This is a genomic window from Anaerophilus nitritigenes (genome assembly GCF_004138215.1).
GTDB classification, from domain to species: domain Bacteria; phylum Bacillota; class Clostridia; order Peptostreptococcales; family Thermotaleaceae; genus Anaerophilus; species Anaerophilus nitritogenes.
Window position 1 is genome coordinate 1 of record NZ_RYYS01000015.1, and the last position, 18692, is coordinate 18692.

18 protein-coding genes and 2 other annotated features are annotated in these 18692 nt (G+C 29.0%); of the genes, 5 read left to right on the forward strand and 13 right to left on the reverse strand.

Features of this window, described 5'->3' with window-relative positions; genetic code table 11:
* The coding region (locus EK368_RS01620) for a hypothetical protein (protein WP_202976405.1) at positions 1-244 on the reverse strand (244 nt) is incomplete at its 3' end.
* 190 nt (positions 245-434) lie between these two features.
* Here EK368_RS01620 and EK368_RS01625 point away from each other — a divergent pair.
* Complete coding sequence (locus tag EK368_RS01625; RefSeq protein ID WP_129595989.1) at positions 435-2132, forward strand: glycosyltransferase family protein; 1698 nt, start codon at positions 435-437, stop codon at positions 2130-2132.
* 29 nt (positions 2133-2161) lie between these two features.
* Complete coding sequence (locus tag EK368_RS01630) at positions 2162-3481, forward strand: nucleotide sugar dehydrogenase (RefSeq protein ID WP_129595990.1); 1320 nt, start codon at positions 2162-2164, stop codon at positions 3479-3481.
* 41 nt (positions 3482-3522) lie between these two features.
* Here the strand turns inward: EK368_RS01630 and EK368_RS14750 are convergent, their stop codons facing one another.
* On the reverse strand, positions 3523-3690 hold the full coding sequence (locus EK368_RS14750; protein ID WP_165000284.1) for an LbetaH domain-containing protein: 168 nt from the start codon (positions 3688-3690) through the stop codon (positions 3523-3525).
* Between the two features lie 93 nt (positions 3691-3783).
* Here EK368_RS14750 and EK368_RS01635 point away from each other — a divergent pair, with 93 nt between their 5' ends.
* The gene (locus EK368_RS01635; protein ID WP_129595991.1) at positions 3784-4626 is read left to right on the forward strand and encodes a DNRLRE domain-containing protein; all 843 of its coding nucleotides are present in this window, start codon (positions 3784-3786) and stop codon (positions 4624-4626) included.
* A gap of 63 nt (positions 4627-4689) precedes the next feature.
* Here EK368_RS01635 and EK368_RS01640 read toward each other — a convergent pair whose 3' ends face one another.
* Both EK368_RS01640 and EK368_RS01645 read right to left on the reverse strand, forming a co-directional pair.
* Positions 4690-5649: an NAD-dependent epimerase/dehydratase family protein gene (locus EK368_RS01640; protein ID WP_129595992.1), complete on the reverse strand. Its 960-nt coding sequence runs from the start codon at positions 5647-5649 to the stop codon at positions 4690-4692.
* An 11-nt stretch (positions 5650-5660) separates the two neighbouring features.
* The gene (locus EK368_RS01645) at positions 5661-6923 is read right to left on the reverse strand and encodes a nucleotide sugar dehydrogenase (RefSeq protein ID WP_129595993.1); all 1263 of its coding nucleotides are present in this window, start codon (positions 6921-6923) and stop codon (positions 5661-5663) included.
* A gap of 143 nt (positions 6924-7066) precedes the next feature.
* Between EK368_RS01645 and EK368_RS01650 the strand changes: the two genes are divergently transcribed.
* A complete protein-coding gene (locus tag EK368_RS01650; protein ID WP_129595994.1) occupies positions 7067-8770 on the forward strand; it encodes a glycosyltransferase family protein in 1704 nt (567 codons plus the stop codon).
* A gap of 33 nt (positions 8771-8803) precedes the next feature.
* On the opposite strand, the gene pheT is transcribed toward EK368_RS01650, so the two are convergent.
* The 9 genes from pheT to infC form a co-directional block, all read right to left on the reverse strand.
* Entirely contained in the window at positions 8804-11197 is a 2394-nt protein-coding gene (gene pheT / locus EK368_RS01655; protein WP_129595995.1) for a phenylalanine--tRNA ligase subunit beta, read from the reverse strand.
* 14 nt (positions 11198-11211) lie between these two features.
* Positions 11212-12231: a phenylalanine--tRNA ligase subunit alpha gene (gene pheS, locus EK368_RS01660; protein WP_129595996.1), complete on the reverse strand. Its 1020-nt coding sequence runs from the start codon at positions 12229-12231 to the stop codon at positions 11212-11214.
* A gap of 63 nt (positions 12232-12294) precedes the next feature.
* Positions 12295-12512, reverse strand: a binding site (T-box leader).
* A 5-nt stretch (positions 12513-12517) separates the two neighbouring features.
* Positions 12518-12616 carry a YqzL family protein gene (locus EK368_RS01665; protein WP_243109333.1) on the reverse strand — a complete coding sequence of 33 codons (99 nt, stop codon included), beginning with the start codon at positions 12614-12616 and terminating at the stop codon, positions 12518-12520.
* A gap of 80 nt (positions 12617-12696) precedes the next feature.
* Positions 12697-13527: a 23S rRNA (guanosine(2251)-2'-O)-methyltransferase RlmB gene (gene rlmB / locus EK368_RS01670; protein WP_129595997.1), complete on the reverse strand. Its 831-nt coding sequence runs from the start codon at positions 13525-13527 to the stop codon at positions 12697-12699.
* Entirely contained in the window at positions 13524-14186 is a 663-nt protein-coding gene (locus EK368_RS01675) for a potassium channel family protein (protein ID WP_129595998.1), read from the reverse strand. Before EK368_RS01675 ends, rlmB begins: the two co-directional genes overlap by 4 nt.
* A gap of 12 nt (positions 14187-14198) precedes the next feature.
* Positions 14199-15554, reverse strand: a complete 1356-nt coding sequence (locus EK368_RS01680; RefSeq protein WP_202976406.1) for a TrkH family potassium uptake protein — start codon at positions 15552-15554, stop codon at positions 14199-14201.
* A gap of 131 nt (positions 15555-15685) precedes the next feature.
* A complete protein-coding gene (gene rplT / locus EK368_RS01685; RefSeq protein WP_129595999.1) occupies positions 15686-16045 on the reverse strand; it encodes a 50S ribosomal protein L20 in 360 nt (119 codons plus the stop codon).
* Between the two features lie 26 nt (positions 16046-16071).
* Positions 16072-16269 (reverse strand): 50S ribosomal protein L35, encoded by a 198-nt coding sequence (gene rpmI, locus EK368_RS01690; protein ID WP_129596000.1) that lies wholly within the window; start codon positions 16267-16269, stop codon positions 16072-16074.
* A 23-nt stretch (positions 16270-16292) separates the two neighbouring features.
* Positions 16293-16802, reverse strand: a complete 510-nt coding sequence (gene infC / locus EK368_RS01695; RefSeq protein WP_129596001.1) for a translation initiation factor IF-3 — start codon at positions 16800-16802, stop codon at positions 16293-16295.
* A 36-nt stretch (positions 16803-16838) separates the two neighbouring features.
* Positions 16839-16967: a sequence feature (ribosomal protein L20 leader region), on the reverse strand.
* 237 nt (positions 16968-17204) lie between these two features.
* Here infC and ftsH point away from each other — a divergent pair.
* Positions 17205-18659: an ATP-dependent zinc metalloprotease FtsH gene (gene ftsH / locus EK368_RS01700; protein WP_129596013.1), complete on the forward strand. Its 1455-nt coding sequence runs from the start codon at positions 17205-17207 to the stop codon at positions 18657-18659.
* Positions 18660-18692 lie beyond the last annotated feature (33 nt).

Sequence of the window (18692 nt, forward strand, 5' to 3'; positions counted from 1 at the left end):
CATTACTTACTTCGTCTACTGTTTCTACACTTGCTACATTGCTTACTTCGCTTACTGTTACTATTGCACTTACTGTATCTACTACATCTACACTCGCTACATTACTTACTTGACTGACTGTATCTACTGTATTGATAAGCAGTTTTCCATTTTCATCTGTTTGAATAGGATTATTGACATCACTTCCATAAATTTGAGTTTTTAATTGTTGTGCCACATTATTAAACACAAGATTATTAGGCATACTATTCCTCCTTTTTTTAAAAATGAAGTAGGGTGGTTGTCTACCTCATTTTCTACTGTATTATATGGTGAGTTTCAGAATATGTGATTATAAATCAATATGCTTGAAAAAATAAATTTCTTCACAATCCTTTGTAGAAAACATATAAATATATTAAAAAGTAAAAATTCTACTTAAAAGAGGTGAGTAAATGACAAATCCCCACTATCCTATAAAGGTTGCTTGTATACTAGATGAATTTGGTGAGGAATGGTTTAAATATGAATGCAATTTAATTCCCTTAAATATAAACAACTGGAAAGAAACACTCATTCATACACATCCACATTTTTTACTTGTACAATCTGCTTGGCAAGGAAATCACGGTCAATGGAAATACAAAATTACTGATTTGCATAAAAAAAAAGATACTTCTCTAAAAGAAGTCGTCTATTGGTGCAAAACAAATAATATTCCTACAGTTTTTTGGAATATTGAAGATCCATATCATTTCGATTCTTTTATAGAAGCAGCAAAACAATTTGACTATATTTTTACAACTGATAGTGATAGCATTAAAAAATATGCAAACATTGTAAATCACAATCGTATCTATCCTCTTCCTTTTGCAGCTCAACCCAAACAACATAATCCAATTGATAAAGATAAAGAAAAATTAGGAAAAGTAGGTTTTTCTGGAACCTGGCATAAAATAGGACATGAAGATCGAATTGTCGATATGAAAAAAATATTAGAACCTGCTTTAAAATATAACATCCACATTTATGATCGAATGCATAATTATAAAAAAGATAATCATTATAAGTTTCCACATATTTATCAATCTCATATAAAAAAGTCTATTCCTTATCCTCAAATAGGATCTATTTATAAAAAATATGATGTTTTTTTAAATGTGAATACTGTGCAAAATAGTCCTACCATGTTTTCCTGTAGAGTTTTTGAAGTATTAGCTTGTGGGATTACTCTGATTAGTGGCTATGCTTTAGGAGTTGAGAAAATGCTTCCTAATATAGTAAATTTATGTAAAACAAAAGAAGAAACACTAAAATATCTAGATTTGTTATTAGAAAATAAAGATTTGAGAGATAGACTTTCTCTTTTGGGATTAAGAACTGTATTAGAAAAACACACTTATAGACATAGGTTTGAAACTGTTTTAGAAAAAATAAACATTCCTTATAAAAAAGTGAATACCCCAGGAATATCTATCATTACTTGTACCAATAAACCACACTTTATGTATAATATATTTGAAAATTATACTAGACAAAAATATCCCTATAAAGAATTAATTATTATTTTAAATAACAATCATATAAACTTAAAAGATTGTACAGAAGAAGCAAAAAAATATGAAAATATATCTGTATTTCAAATAGATGAACAAAAAACATTAGGAGAATGTCTTAATTTTGCTATTTCTCAATCTAAGTTTGATTATATATCTAAAATGGACGATGATGATTACTATGCAAAAAATTACATTATTGACCTTATGAATGCTTTTATATATACAGATGCAGATGTAGTAGGAAAGCATTCATATTATGTTTATTTTCCAGATCATAATATTTTAGCATTAAAATTTCCAAATACAGAAAATCAATACACACCCTTTGTAGCAGGTGCTACTCTTACTTTTAAAAAGCATATATTTGAAAAAATAAAATTTTCAATTTATAAACCTGCTGGATGTGATAGTGAATTTTTATTGGATTGCAAAAAAAACGGTTTGAAAATTTATTCAACCGATCGATTTAATTATGTTGCATTTAGAAGATCAGATTTAGATGATCATACATGGAAAATCACCTACGAAGAATTTTTAAGAAAATGCGAAGTTACTTTGTATACAAAAGACTATCAGACACATATTACTGTGTAAAATTTTTTATAAATAAAGAGGAGATTCTTATGTGTAAATCGTTAAAAGAGAAATTTTTAAATAAAACTGCTAAAGTTTGTGTCATAGGATTAGGATATGTTGGATTACCTCTCGCAATATCACTAGCAAAATACGGATATGAAGTATTTGGAATAGATACTTCAAAGGATAAAATTAAAAGTTTGAGAAATGGAAAATCTTATATTCTAGATATATCCGACAAAGATCTTCAAGATGTGATTCATAAAAATTTATTTGTGGGAGATGATTTTTCTATATTAAGCAAAGCTAATGCTATTAGTATTTGTGTTCCTACTCCATTGAATAAAACCAAAGATCCAGATCTTTCTTATCTTTCTTCTTCTATAGAAAAAATAATACAATTCATAAAAAGAGGAACCTTAATCATACTAGAAAGTACTACTTATCCAGGTACAACAGAAGAACTTATTACCAAAACTATTGAAAATAATAAAAAATATAGATTAGGAATTGATTTTTTTGTATGTTTTTCCCCTGAAAGAATAGATCCTGGAAATAAAAAATTAGATATAAAAAATATACCTAAAGTCATAGGAGGAGATACATCTAATTCTCTTGAATTAGGAATGATTTACTACAGCTCTATTTTTAATGAAATGATTCCTGTAAGCTCAACAAAAGTAGCTGAAATGACAAAATTATTAGAAAATACCTTTCGAAGTGTAAATATTGCTTTGGTCAATGAATTAACTTTAATGTGTGAAAGGATGAATATTAATATATGGGAAGTAATTGATGCTGCTTCCACTAAACCTATGGGTTATATGCCTTTTTATCCTGGTCCTGGTATAGGTGGTCATTGTATCCCATTAGATCCTATGTATTTATCCTGGAGAGGGAAAACTTTCGATTATTATAATCGATTTATAGAACTATCCAATGATATCAATAGAAATATGCCTAGATATATGGTACAAAATATTAGTGAATTATTAAATCGTCAAGAAAAGTCCATAAAAAATTCTATTATTTTTCTTATAGGTATTTCATATAAAAAAAATGTAGCTGATCTTCGTGAATCACCTGCTATAGAAATATATAGATTACTCGAAGAAAAAGGAGGCAAATTAATTTATCATGATCCTTATGTTCCTCATTGTAAAATAAATGGAAAAACAATATATTCTCAAAATCTTACCAAAGAAACTATCAAAAGTGCAGATCTTATCGTCATTACTACTGATCATAGCAACATAGATTATCCTTTTATCATTAAACATGCAAAAAATATTTTTGACACAAGAAATGTTACAAAATTATATACAAATCAAAAGCATATTACTTTATTAGGCAATCTATATGAATAAAAGAGCACTTGTTCATTCAAGTCCTCTTTTATTTTTGCTCCTTATAAATTAATTTTTTGAGCATTTCTAATATTCTTCAATCTATCTATTGGATCTGCAGGATTTCCTGCTAAAATTTGATTATTTTCAAATGATTTTGTTACTACACCTTCTAATCCAACAGTACAAGCTTGTCCTATATCCTCACCCCTTCTATATTTTTTATTCATCTAAAATAGTATTATTCTCTATTAGGCACATATGTTTATAAATAAACATATTAGTAAATCGAGAAAAACAAAAATCGAAAGGAATGATAAAAATTGAATACAATTAAATTATTTCCCACACAAAATGTCTATATTTCTCAGTACTATCCATCAACAAATTACTCTCAAGCTCCTTCATTAGATGTGGGTCGATTTACAGGTCCTGGAGATGCAAAACGAGCTTTACTTCAATTTGATTTATCATCATTGGTAGGAAACATTGAATCAGCTTATTTAAGTTTATATCTTTACAGAAATGAAGTTCCAAGTATATCTAAACCTAGTACAATCTATCAATTAGAAAATTCTTTTAATCAAAATACTGTCACCTACAATACAGCTCCATCTTATTCCTCTACTGCAGAAGCATCTATTGCTATTACTAATGAAACCAACAAATTTATACAATGGGATATTACTTCTTTGGTAAAAGGCTGGATAGAAAATACCATTACAAATAATGGAATCATACTAATTGGATTAGAAAGCGCCAACGGATTAGTTGCATATAAAAGTACACGATATACAGATTCTTCTTATTGGCCTTATTTAGAAATTAATTTCTCTGGAAATTATCTTTTCACATATCCAGTAGAAAACGTTACAACTACTAATGATCAAAATGGTTCTACCCCCATTTTTTTAGGTCCTAGAATAGCTACATTTGGTATAAAAAATACAGGTACTCATAGAGGAGATGTACTCATACAGCTTAGTCCTAACGGAACTACATGGATCGATCATCTTCCTCCTGCTTATACTGTTCCTTCTTTATATCCACAAGATACCATCACCCTAAGTACTTCTGCATATTTTAATTATGCACGTATAGCCTATACCTCTCACACGCTTGGAGAACCTACTACTTTAGCAATTTATGCTTCCATAAAAGGATAATATTAAAAACTGACAAATTCGTAAACAATAGTAAAAAGCTTATGAATTTGTCAGTAAACTATACTATTTTATAGATGATATTCCATATAATCTTTCATACCAATTCCAAGTTTTAGTTAAACCTTTCTCTAAAGAATATTGAGGTTGAAAACCTAAAATATCATATAATTTTTTTATATTTGCTGTTCGATAGGAAGTTTCATCCCATAAACGACGAGGATTATACTGAATATCTAAAGATCTTTTTGAAAGCTTAATGATATTGTGACCTAAATCAAAAATACTTGTACTATATCCGGTTCCTATATTAAAAATTTCATTCTTTCCTTCCTCCTTTATTGAAGCTAAATAAGTTGCCTCTACTGCATCTTCTATATAAGTAAAATCTCTTATTTCTTCTCCATTTCCTGTAATAACTATCGGCAATCCTCTAAATGCTTGATCTATAAATTTTGGAACAACTCCTCTATAAAAATTTGTATCCTCCTTAGGTCCATAACAATTAAAATATCGAAGAATCGTCATAGGTAACCCATAATGTTTTTTATAAAATTGACAATAATATTCTCCTGACAATTTAGATATGCCATAAGGTGTATGAGGACATAGTGAAAAATCTTCTTTTAATGGATATTCTGATGGATTATATACACAAGAAGTAGACGCATATACGAAACGCTCTACCCCTATTTTTTTTGCTAATTCTAATTGTGATAATGTTCCTCCTCCATTAACCTCTAAATCATATCTAGGTTCTTTAATAGATAATTCATTAGCAAAATGAGCAGCTAAATGAATTATCATACTTGGTTTATACTTTTTATAAATATCTTCTATAGAAGGATCTCTGATATCTTTTTTAAAAAAATATAAATTTTTAGATGGAGGTAAATTTAAAATATTTCCTCCAGATAAATCATCAATCACTACTACTTTGTAATTTTTATTAAGAAATAATTCTACAAGATGAGATCCTATAAATCCCGCTCCTCCAGTAATAGCAACTATTTTTGTATCTCCCATTTTTCCACCTCTTATATCCTATATATTTTCTTGTTTGTATCTTTGGATAAAACATTTTTGGTATCTATAATGACTGTATTTAAATCTGATTGAAGCAATATTTCATCATAGTTCATATCCTTTTGTTTTGCTGTTATGATAATACAATCCGCATTCTCAATACATTCTATTAAAGAATTCACTTGAAAAGCATATTTCATAGATACTACTGGATCATACCCTAAAACTTTTGCCCCTTTATCCTTTAATTTCATGGCTATATCTATTGCAGGACTATTTCTACAATCTGAACAATAATCTTTCATTGCAAGTCCTATGATGGATATCTTAGATCCTTTTATACTTTTTCCTATTTTTTTTAATAACTCCTCAATTATTTCTACTATTTTTTCTGGTCTCTTATCATTTAATTTTCTAGCTTTATCCATTAAAATAGGAGATGGACTATTATCTTTTAGAGCACATTTTAAATAATGAAGCGCATTAGGAATACAATATCCTCCAACACCAATTCCTGGATCAAGAAGCTTCACTCTAGGATGGGTATTCACAAGTTTCTTTAGCTCATAAATATCAACTCCTAAATAGGTTGCTATATCACTTATTTCATTTGCCAAAGCAATCTCTACATCTCTTGATATATTTTGTATTACTTTTGTCAACTCAGCTGTTTTAATATCTTTTGCTTTATAAATAGGAGTACCTGATAAAGTATATAAAAATTTTTCTGCTTCTTTATAGCTTTCATCATTTACACCTGCAAGAATTCTTGTATTGTTTTTTAACTCCTCAAAGGCATGCCCTTCAAGAATAGTCTCTGGGCAATATGCCAAATAAATTTTTTTATTGATTTTTTCTAATTGAGGAATGATTATTTTTTCACATGTTCCTGGAATCATAGTCGTCTTAAATAATAAAAGATCTCCATCTAAAAGAGTAGGTAAAATAGTATCCATAATATTTTGAATAGGAACTACATCTTGTGATCCATCTTTTGATCCTTCAATACCCACTGTTATAACAAATATAGCTGGTTTATTATAAGTTCTTTCATAATTTGCACATACTGATAATTTATTTTGATCTATGAACTCTTTTGCAATTTTTGAAATATGGACTCCATTATCATATTCATATATTGAAATTTTTTCATTTTTGATATCGTCTATCACTTTTGGATTTGTATCTATTCCTATAACTTCATATCCTCTCATACACATAAAAATAGCCATAGGAAGTCCAATATGTCCTAAACCAAAAATATAAATTTTCATTTTCTTCCTCCTTATTTCATCTCTTCATATAACTCCTAAAATATCATATGAATACAATATCTATAAGGTACCAAATTTTTTGCACCATATAGATAGTATCTGCATATTTTCATAATAGGATAAGATCTTTAGGAGGAGAAAAAATGAATCATTTATATTCAAAATTTGTAAAACATAAACTTAAAATAGGTGTTATATTAGATCCATTTAGCTATGAATGTTTTAAATATGAAGCATATATTATACCACTTGATCCCTTTTCTTGGAAAAGTACACTGATAAAAGAAAAGCCTGATTTTATTTTTGTAGAATCTGCTTGGGAAGGTAACAACGGAAGATGGTCTCATAAAATTGCTCATTTAGAAAAAATAAAAAATCAATCTCTAAAACAGTTAATCTATGAATGCAAAAAAAGAAAAATTCCAACTGTATTTTGGAATAAAGAAGATCCCTTATTTTTTTCATCTTTTTTAGAAACTGCTAAATTATTTGATTATGTCTTTACAACAGATAAAAACTGTGTACAAAAATATAAGGATCTTTTAGGTCATCATAAAGTTTATGTATTGCCCTTTGCAGCTCAACCTAAAATACACAATCCCATAGATAAAAATAGAGTTCGTCTAGGGAACGTTGCTTTTGCAGGTACTTGGTATAGTATGTTTGAAGATAGAACAAAGAGTATGGAAATGCTTCTTAAACCTTCATTAAAATATAATTTACACATTTATGATAGAATGTATCATTCTCATCAACATCATGATTTTAAATTTCCTAGCATCTATCAATGTTGTATTCACAGAAATCTTTCTTATGATAAAATGGTTCAATTTTATAAAAAATATGATATATTTTTAAATGCTAATATCATATCCGATAGCCCTACTATGTTTTCAAGAAGAGTATTTGAAATTTTAGCTTGTGGTATAAATATAATCAGTAGCTATAGTCTAGGAATAGAATATTTTTTTAAAGGAATAGTACCCCTATGTAAAACTAAAGAAGATGTAGAAAAATATTTAGATCTGTTAATTTATAATAAAGAATATAAAGACCGATTATCTTTACTAGGTTTAAGAAAAATTTTTAAATATCATACTTATGCAAAAAGATTAGAAATGATTCTTAAAACAATAGGAATAAAAACTTATAAAGATGATTTAGGAGTGTCTATTATCACTTGCACGAATCGAATCCATAGTATAGATCCTATATTAGATAATTTTTATAGACAAAATTATAAAGAAAAAGAATTAATTATTGTTTTAAATAACAATCAAATGAATCTAAAAGAATGGAAGAGGAAAACAAAACTTGATGAAAGGATAAAGATATTTCAAATGGATGAAATCAAATCTTTAGGAGAATGTCTAAACTTTGGAATTTCTCAAGCACAATATTCTTACATCTCCAAATTTGATGATGATAATTATTATGCTCCTAACTTTCTAGAAGATTTGATAAATGGATTTTTATATACAGATGCTCAAATCATAGGAAAACATACTTACTATGCTTATTTAGAAAAAAGCAATACAATAGCATTGAGGTTTCCAAATTTAGAAAATCAATATGTCCACTTTTTATGCGGTGCTGCATTTATTATGAAAAAGCAGGTATGGAATCAAATAAAATTCAAAGATACAACTATTCAAACTGTAACTTATTTTTGGAGGGATTGTGTAAGAAAAAGAATAAAATTATATTCTGCAGATAGATTTAATTTTATAGCTATAAGACATCCATCTATAGAAGATCATACTTGGAAAATAGATGATGATGAATTTTTAATAAAATGTGAAATACAAGGAAAAACAAAAGATTATATTACTCATATTACTGTATAAAAAGCCTTGCTTCAATAAAGCAAGGCTTTTTTACTATCTTAAAGAACCACCTAGTTCTTCTTCTAAAGTTTTTACAATTTTTTCATGTACTTTTGTCACTTCTTCATCTGTCAATGTCCTATCCTTTGCTCGATAAGTAAGAGAATAAGCTATACTTTTATACCCTTCTTCTATTTGTTTTCCTTTGTATACATCAAATAATTTAATGCTTTCTAATAAATCTTCTCCATTTGCTTTTGCAATATCTTCAATTTGTTTTACATACACTTCATCTTTTACTACCAAAGCAATATCTCTTGTCATAGCAGGATATTTTGGTAATTCTTTATAAATTCTATCTGGTTTTGTAATTCCCATAAGCATAGTAGCATCTATTTCTACTACATATACTCTTGTTCCTAGTTTATAATTTTCCAATACATCTGGATGAATTTCTCCCATAACCCCTAATATATGATTTTCATATACTATGTTTGCACATCTTCCTGGATGGAAAGTAGTATTACTTTTTTGTGGAATATATTCTATATTTTCTATCCTAAGTCTTTTCAGCAAGCTTTCTATAGCTCCTTTTATACTATAAAAATCTATTTCTGTTCCATACATTCCTATAGTTAATACCTTTTTTTCTATAGGTAATTCAGTCACTGGAATATCTTTTGGTATAAATATATTTCCAAGTTCAAATGCTTTTGCCTCTTCTACATTTCTATTGTAATTTCTAGATAATACCTCTAACATATTTCCCATTAAAGTAGTTCTCATAATACTATTTTCTTCTCCTAGAGGATTAATCACTTTTACAACACTTCTCATACAACTTTCTTTTCCTATGCATAATAAATCAAAAACTTTTGGACTCATAAAAGAATAAGTTTGGATTTCATTTAAACCTGCTGCATTTAGTGTATTTTTGATAATATCTTCTATAATTTGCCCATTTGTTTTGGCTCCTTGCCCACTTCCCTTAGGAAGTGTCATATCTAAACGATCAAACCCATAAATTCTTGCGATTTCTTCTACAAAATCTATTTCCTGGGTAATATCAAATCGAAATGTAGGAACTGTAACTATAAGGTTTTCTTCTTCATCTTTTACTTTCATTTCCAGCTTTTCTAATATTTTTATCATTTCACTTTTAGATAATTTTGTTCCTAATAACTGATTGATTCTATTTGGTCTTACAAGTATTGTTTTTTCTTCTTCTACTTTAGGATATAGATCAATAACTCCTTTGACGATTTTTCCTGCCCCTGTCTCTTCAATCAATTGACATACTCTATTGGCAGCTATAAGTGCAAGATTTGGATCTACTCCTTTTTCAAATCTTGCAGACGCTTCTGTTCTAAGTCCTAATTTTTTAGAAGTAGTTCTTATAGAATCTCCATTAAAGTTTGCTGATTCTAAAAGAATCGTCTTTGTATTTTTTGTAACTTCAGAGTTGAGTCCTCCCATAACTCCTGCTACAGCAACTGCTTTTTCCCCATCATAAATCATAAGCATATTTTCATCTATATTTCTTTTTGTTTCATCTAAAGTAGTAAAAGTTTTTTCTTCTGCATTTTTTACTACGATCTTTTGATTGTTAAGTTGATCTAAATCAAAAGCATGAAGAGGCTGTCCAAGTTCTAACATTACATAATTTGTAATATCTACTATATTGTTAATAGGACGCATTCCCATTTTTCTTAATCTATTTTGTAGCCATTGAGGAGAATGAGTCACATTAACATCTTTTATAACTCTTGCTACATATCTTTTACAAAGATCATTATTTTTTACTTCCACAGATGTATAATTCTTTATATCTTCTACTTCTTCTTTAATATGTATATCAGGATATTTCAAAGGTAAATTAAAAGTTGCACCAGTCTCTCTCGCCATTCCTAAGACACTTAAACAATCTGGACGATTTGGAGTAATCTCAAATTCAATCACATGATCATTTAACTCTAATATATCTAATATATTTGTTCCTAATGGATATTCTTCATCTAATATATAAATACCATCCTTTGTTTTATGTGTAGGAAATACCTTATCACTAATTCCTAATTCTTCTCCACCACACATCATTCCATTAGAAACGACCCCTCTAAGTTTTCCTTTTTTAATTTTAGTACCATCTGGTAATTTCCCTCCATGTAATACAACCGGAATATATTGCCCTTCTTCAACATTTGTAGCTCCTGTAACAATTTGAAGTACTTCTTCTCCAATATCTACCTGTGTTACAACAAGCTTTTGTGCATCAGGATGAAGTTTAATTTCTAGTATTTTTCCTACTACTACTTTTTCTATGTTTTTTCCAACCATTTCTACTGTTTCAATATTTGATCCAGACATAACAAGTCCATTACTCAAAGTATCTATATCTAAATTTTTAATATCTACATAATCTTCTAACCACTGTGTTGATATAAACATCTTTATACCTCCCTTTAGAATTGTTCAATAAAACGCATATCATTTTCAAATAAAAGTCTTATATCTTCTATTCCATACTTTAGCATTGTTACTCTATCAAGCCCCATTCCAAAAGCAAATCCACTATATTCTTCTGGATCTATTCCACATTCTTTTAATACATTTGGATGAACCATTCCTGCTCCTAAAATTTCAATCCATCCACTTCCTTTACATACTTTACAACCTTCTCCTTCACATTTAAAACAAGTTACATCTACCTCAGCACTTGGTTCTGTAAATGGAAAATGATGAGGTCTAAATTTTGTTTTCGTTTCACTTCCAAATAATTGTTTTGCAAATAAATCTAGTGTTCCTTTTAAATCTGCCATAGTAATTCCACGATCTATTACAAGACCCTCTACTTGATGAAACATCGGAGAGTGTGTAGCGTCTAATTCATCAAATCTAAAACATCTTCCTGGAGAAATAATTTTAATAGGTGGAGTCTGTTTTTTCATAGTACGAATTTGAACAGGAGATGTTTGAGTTCTAAGTAAAATATCTTCTGTTATATAAAATGTATCACTCATATCTCTTGAAGGATGATTTTTAGGAGCATTTAGTGCATCAAAATTATGATATACAGTTTCTACCTCTGGCCCCTCTGCAATTTTAAATCCCATTCCTATAAAGATATCTTTTATTTCATCTAATACTTTTGTAAGAGGATGTTTATGTCCTAACTTACACTTTCTTCCTGGCATAGTAACATCTATAGTTTCTTTTTGAAGTCTAATATTTTTTTCATTTTGTTTTACAACTTCTATTGCATTTTGTAAAGAATTCTCTATTTCTTCTCTTACCTCATTGGCAATTTTTCCTATAAGAGGTCTTTCTTCATTAGATAAATCCTTCATTCCTCTTAAAACTAAAGTCAATTCTCCTTTTTTCCCTAGATACTTGACTCTAATTTGTTCTAAATCCTGCATACTTTTAGCATCTTGAATAGCACTTTCAGCAAGATTTTTTATTTTTTCTAATTGATCTTTCATGATGTTTCTCCTTTCAAAAAAACTAATTTTTATTATTTTTCCACAAAAAAAAGACTTCATCCCAGAAGGGACGAAGTCTTCTCCGCGGTACCACCCTAATAATTGAATATTTCAACCACTTATTGACATAACGGCGTCTACCGATAGAACCTACTATCATTTCAATCCTATAGTTTAAGAGTGAACTTCAGTTAAAGATTTCTTTGAAATGTTCTCAGCTTATAACCATCTCATCTCTGTAAAGAATCCTATAACTTACTTTTCTCTATCATCACTGTTCTTCTTATTAATGATTTGAAATCATTTGTTTATAGCCTAAATAGGCATGTATATTTCCAGTCAATAAAAAAACTTTCCAAAACCATTCTGATGTAGCGAGCATCATGCTCACACCCCTTTTATACTACTTTTACTTAATTATAGCATAGCAAAATGAGGTTTACAAGAATAGCTTGCTACATCATATTATATTTTAAAAATTTTCTGATTCCTTCTTTGTCTTACAGCTTCATACATAACAATTGAAGAAGCTACAGAAGCATTTAATGACTCTGCACATCCTATCATAGGAATTTTTACTACAGAATCTGAGAGATCAATGACTTCTTTTTCTACTCCATTTCCTTCATTTCCTATAACAATTGCAACCTTTTTTGTATAATCTATCTCATCATAATAATATTTTGTATCTAAACTTGTAGTAATAATATGTATATTTTGTTCTCTTAAAAGTTCTAATATACCTATGGTTTCCTCCATATGTATAATAGGCATATGAAAAATAGAACCCATAGTAGACCTGATTGTTTTTAAATTATATAAGTCCACACATCCTTTTGATAAAACAACTGCATCAAATCCTGCTGCATCTGCAGTTCGAATCATAGTTCCCAGATTCCCAGGATCTTGAATTCTATCTAATACTAAAAATAATCCATTGGAAGTTTTAAAAATTTCTTCTATTTGATAATCTTCCATAGAAAGAATTCCTAATATTCCTTGAGGTGTTTGTGTATCAGCAAGTTTAATAAATAAAGAAGTAGGAACTTGATAAACTTTTATTCCTTTATGTAATAAAATCTCTATAATTTCATCTGCATCTTTATTTTTATATAATTCTTCACAAAATATTATGTATTCTAGACTTTTTTCATTTTCTATTGCATCTTTTATAATTCTTATGCCTTCAATCATATATTGTTTGCTTTTTTGTCGATATCTTCTTTTTTCTAATTGTTTTACAGTTTTGATAATTCCATTGTCCTCAGATGTGATATACATAATTGATGACGTCATTTTAGTCCTTCTGCCTTTCTTTCAATTTTTTGTATATCATCATTATGACCAATGACAACTAATACATCATCTTTTCTTACAATATCTACTGCACTAGGAGATATATTGATTTGTCCTCCATGCTTAATAGCCATCACATTTACTCCATATTTCGCTCGCATATCTAGCTGTTGTAGATTTTTTCCTTCCCATTCTTCTAATGAAGAAATCTCTACAATGCTATAGTCTGGAGCTAGTTCTATATAATCTAATATATTAGAAGATACAAGGTTGTGAGCAACTCTTACTCCCATATCCCTTTCTGGAAATACTATTCGATCTGCTCCAATTTTATATAAAACTTTTGCATGTAATTCGCTTTGTGCTTTTGTTACTACATATTTTACTCCTAATTCTTTTACAAGTAATGTCGCCATAATAGAGGATTGTATATTCGAACCAATAGTAATAACAGCCACATCAAAATTTCTAATTCCTAAAGCCTTAATAGCTCCTTCCTCTGTAGCATCTACTTGTACTGCATGAGTTACACTATCTGCAATTCCTTGAACTACATCTTCATTTCTATCAATAGCTAACACATCATATCCAAGGCCATATAGTGTTTTTGCCACACTTGCTCCAAATCTTCCACAACCAATCACAACAAATTGCTTCATGATAACACTCCTTTATCCTACAATTACTTTTTCTTCTGGATATTTAATCAATCTTTTATTCTTTTGTTGCATTCTAGCTAATGCTAAAGCTATTGTAAAAGGCCCTACTCTTCCTGCAAACATAGTGAAAATTACTAAAATCTTTCCCATTGTACTTAAAGTAGGTGTTATTCCTAATGACAAACCTACTGTTCCAAAAGCAGAAGTAACCTCAAAGAAGATTTCAATAAAAGAATGATTGTTATCTGTAATAGATAATATCATTGTAACACAAATAATTAAAGCCATACTAATTCCTATAATTGATAAAGATCTATTCACAATATCTCTAGCAATCCTTCTTTTAAATACTTCTGTATCTTCTTTTCCCTTAATAATACAAATAATCGTCCAAACAATGACTCCCACTGTAGTAGTCTTTACTCCTCCTGCTGTAGACACAGAAGAACCTCCTATAAACATGAGTACCATAGTAATAAAAATAGTTGCCATAGAAAGCTGATCTGTAGGCAATGTATTAAATCCAGCTGTTCTAGGTGTAATTCCATGAAATAAAGCTCCTAATATCTTTCCTTTAAAGTTTAAACCTCCTAATGTAGCTTCATTGTTATATTCTAATAAAAATACACTAAAAAAACCTACTACAATCAAAATACCTGTAATATATAAAACAAGCTTTGTATGCAAACTATATTTTGAAAATTTTCTTTTTTGTAAAACCTCAACAATAACTGCAAATCCTAATCCTCCAAAAACAATTAACCCACATATAGTAAGATTGATTAACCCATCATCTACAAAACTCGTAAGGCTTGAAAAATTTCCCATAATATCAAATCCCGCATTACAAAAAGCAGAAATAGCATGAAATATACTCATTCCAATCCCTTTGCCAATCCCATATCTAGGAATAAATCGAAAAGAGAGAAAAAAAGCACCTATTCCTTCTATAATAACCGTTGTCATAAGCACATATTGAGTAAGCCTTACAACTCCTGATGTACTAAATTGATTTAAAGCTTCTTGGATTACAAGTCTTTCTCTAAAAGTAATTTTTCTTCTGATAATTAAAGCAAAAAATGTAGCCATTGTCATAAATCCTAATCCACCCACTTGAATGAGTAAAAGAATGATTGTCTTCCCAAAAGTAGTCCAATAAGTAGCTGTATCTACTACCACAAGTCCTGTTACACAAACAGCTGAAGTAGATGTAAATAGTGCATTAATAAATCCTATACTTTTTCCCGATACAGATGCAATAGGTAAACTTAAAAGAATAGCTCCTATTAAAATGACACTTGCAAAGCCTAATACAATAATTTGTGAAGGAGTTAATTTTAGTTTTTTAATCCTTGTATTTTTCTCTATTTCAACCACCCCTGATTTTTACTCTTTTAGATTTATTATAGCATATTTAAAATAAAACCCTAGAGTTATTGTAAACAAAGATAGATGAAAATATGAATATAAATGAAAAATAGACTCATATATGAGTCTATTTATGCATTTATTTTTTGTTTTGCAACTTCTGCTAATTGTGCAAAACCTGCTTCATCATGAATAGCCATTTCAGATAACATTTTTCTATTGATTTCAACACCTGAAAGTTTTAATCCATTGATCAATTTACTATAAGAGATTCCATTCATTCTTGCCGCTGCATTAATTCTTGCAATCCAAAGTTTTCTAAAATCTCTTTTTCTTAATTTACGTCCTACGTATGCATATCTTAAAGATTTCATTACAGCTTGATTTGCAACTCTGAACAATTTGCTTTTTGCACCGTAATAACCTTTCGCAAGCTTTAATATTTTTTTATGTTTCTTTTTTGCATTTACTGCTTTTTTTACTCTTGCCATCTTTTTCTACCTCCTTTACTTTTTATCTATGCGTATGGTAATAATCTTTTTACTCTTTTTTCTTCTGATTTTGGCATAATAGCAGCCTTACGTAAATTTCTTTTTCTCTTTGGTGTTTTCTTTGTTAAGATATGGCTTTTATAAGCTTTCGCTCTTTTTACCTTACCTTTTTTAGTTATTTTAAATCTCTTTGCTGCTCCACGATGTGTTTTCATTTTTGGCATAATAATTTCCTCCCCTCTAGTATCTAAGCATTCTTAGGTGATAAAAACATTGTCATGTTCCTACCTTCTAAATTTGGCTTTTTCTCTACAGTACCAGCATCAACAATAAGTGCTGTAAATTTTTCCATTACTTCATACCCTAATTTGGTATAACCCATTTCTCTTCCTTTAAATCTTAAACTAACTTTTACTTTGTCTCCTTTAGAAAGGAATTTAATGGCATTGTTTGCTTTAACTGATAGATCATGTTCTTCAATATTTAAACTTAATCGAACTTCTTTTACATTAATAATTTTTTGCTTTTTCTTTGCTTCTTTTTCTTTTTTTGATAATTCAAATTTGTACTTTCCATAATCCATAATTTTACATACTGGTGGTTTTGCTTGAGCTGCTACTTTTACTAGATCTAATCTTTTTTCTACTGCCATATCTAGTGCCTTTTGAGTAGCAACAATTCCTAGCTGCTCACCTTCTGCATCAATTAACCTTACTTCACGATCTCTAATCTCTTCATTGATTTCTAACTCTTTAATGGTTTAACACCTCCTATTGATAGATAAACTTTTATATGCATAATAAAAAAGCGAATGTAATATACATCCGCTTCATAAGCTCAATTTAATACTAAAATAAAAAGCTCATATATACCTTACGAACTTATGTTGTAAGGTGAGAAGCGGAAACTTCTACTTAACATTACTTAACAAGTTTATCATTATATTTTTATATTGTCAATGATTTTTTATGTAATCTTTTTATTTTTTTTTATAAATCCTTCATTATTTTTTTTATTAGATTGGGCAAACTATAAATGTATTCTTTAAGAAAGAAGGTGATGAGCTATTTCAAGGAAGAAAATTATTCTATTTCTTTTTTGCTGTATTCTCACAATAGGTTTATTGTCTATCATAAGTCCATACAACAAAATTTTAAGCATGCTTCCTATTAATAAATTATTTTTCATCTTTTTATGTCTATGTCCTGTAATTTATTACATGAAACATGGAAAATCTCCTCAATTAGAGCCTTCTCATATTCAAATGGAAAAAAAAGATGATCGCCAAAATGGAAGCCTCAATAAACCTTCTGTTCGTTTTGATGATGTAGCTGGCCTTAATGAAGTAAAGGAAGAATTGTTAGAAATCATAGACTTCATTAAAGAGCCTCAAAAGTATCATGAAATGGGTGCTAAAATTCCAAAGGGTATTTTATTTTTTGGTCCTCCTGGGACAGGAAAAACCCTTCTAGCTCAAGCCTTAGCAGGAGAAACAGATTCTAGTTTTTTTCCTGCAAGTGGTTCTGAATTCGTAGAAAAATATGTGGGTGTAGGAGCAAAAAGAGTAAGAAGTTTATTTGAAAAAGCTAAAAAATCTGCTCCTAGTGTAATTTTTATTGATGAAATTGATGCAATTGGAGCTAAAAGAACTACAGAAAGTAATAACGAAAAAGACCAAACTCTTAATCAACTTCTTATTGAAATGGATGGATTTCATTCAGATCAAACGGTTATCGTTATTGGGGCTACCAATCGTCTTGATCTATTAGATGAAGCTTTGCTTCGTCCTGGAAGATTCGATCGTCATATGTTTATTGGTAATCCTGATCTTCATGCTAGAGAAGAAATTTTTCAAGTCCATACCAAAAATAAACCTATTGACAAAAGTGTTAATATACAAGAACTTGCAAAAAGAACTCATGGTATGTCTGGAGCTCACCTTTCTAATATTGCTAATGAAGCCGCAATTTTAGCAGTAAGAAACAATAAAAAATCTATCGGAATTGACGAGTTTAATGAAGCTATTGAAAAAGTAATTGCAGGTTTACAAAGAAAAAATACTTCTATTTTAGAAAAAGAAAAACAAAAAGTTTCTTATCATGAAGCTGGCCATGCTTTAATTGGAAAAGTTTTAAGTACAGATTTAATTTCAAAAGTATCTATTGTACCTAGAGGCGAAGCTTTAGGTTATGTTATGTACTCTCCTTGCGAAGAACGTTTTTTAACAACTACAGATGAACTAAAAAATAAAATAAAAGTTTTGTTAGGAGGAAGATGTGCTGAACAAATCATGTTTGGCGAAATTTCAACTGGTGCAAGAGATGATTTAAAAAAAGCAAATACTATTGCCTATCAAATGGTATGTGAATATGGAATGAGTAATTTAAAAAACAGAGTATTTGAACCCTCTTTTATTAAAAATTGTTATCCCATGATCGATGAAGAAATTCGACTCATCATAGATGAATGTTATGAAGAAGCTTATGAACATTTAAAAAATCGTACAGATTTATTAGAAGCCATTGCTCATGAATTATTTCAAAAAGAAACTCTTACTGGAGAAGATCTTGAATCTATACTTGGAAATTTTAATAAATCTAAGTCTATTATATAATAAAAGAGGACAAAATATTTTGTCCTCTTTTAT

Excerpts from the sequence above, each read along its gene's own strand:
- EK368_RS01625 (WP_129595989.1), top strand. The coding sequence starts at position 435 with ATGACAAATCCCCACTATCCTATAAAGGTTGCTTGTATACTAGATGAA.
- EK368_RS01630 (WP_129595990.1), top strand. The coding sequence starts at position 2,162 with ATGTGTAAATCGTTAAAAGAGAAATTTTTAAATAAAACTGCTAAAGTT.
- EK368_RS14750 (WP_165000284.1), bottom strand. The coding sequence starts at position 3,690 with ATGAATAAAAAATATAGAAGGGGTGAGGATATAGGACAAGCTTGTACT.
- EK368_RS01640 (WP_129595992.1), bottom strand. The coding sequence starts at position 5,649 with ATGGGAGATACAAAAATAGTTGCTATTACTGGAGGAGCGGGATTTATA.
- EK368_RS01645 (WP_129595993.1), bottom strand. The coding sequence starts at position 6,923 with ATGAAAATTTATATTTTTGGTTTAGGACATATTGGACTTCCTATGGCT.
- EK368_RS01650 (WP_129595994.1), top strand. The coding sequence starts at position 7,067 with ATGAATCATTTATATTCAAAATTTGTAAAACATAAACTTAAAATAGGT.
- pheT (WP_129595995.1), bottom strand. The coding sequence starts at position 11,197 with ATGTTTATATCAACACAGTGGTTAGAAGATTATGTAGATATTAAAAAT.
- pheS (WP_129595996.1), bottom strand. The coding sequence starts at position 12,231 with ATGAAAGATCAATTAGAAAAAATAAAAAATCTTGCTGAAAGTGCTATT.
- EK368_RS01665 (WP_243109333.1), bottom strand. The coding sequence starts at position 12,616 with ATGATGCTCGCTACATCAGAATGGTTTTGGAAAGTTTTTTTATTGACT.
- rlmB (WP_129595997.1), bottom strand. The coding sequence starts at position 13,527 with ATGACGTCATCAATTATGTATATCACATCTGAGGACAATGGAATTATC.
- EK368_RS01675 (WP_129595998.1), bottom strand. The coding sequence starts at position 14,186 with ATGAAGCAATTTGTTGTGATTGGTTGTGGAAGATTTGGAGCAAGTGTG.
- rplT (WP_129595999.1), bottom strand. The coding sequence starts at position 16,045 with ATGGCAAGAGTAAAAAAAGCAGTAAATGCAAAAAAGAAACATAAAAAA.
- rpmI (WP_129596000.1), bottom strand. The coding sequence starts at position 16,269 with ATGCCAAAAATGAAAACACATCGTGGAGCAGCAAAGAGATTTAAAATA.
- ftsH (WP_129596013.1), top strand. The coding sequence starts at position 17,205 with ATGCTTCCTATTAATAAATTATTTTTCATCTTTTTATGTCTATGTCCT.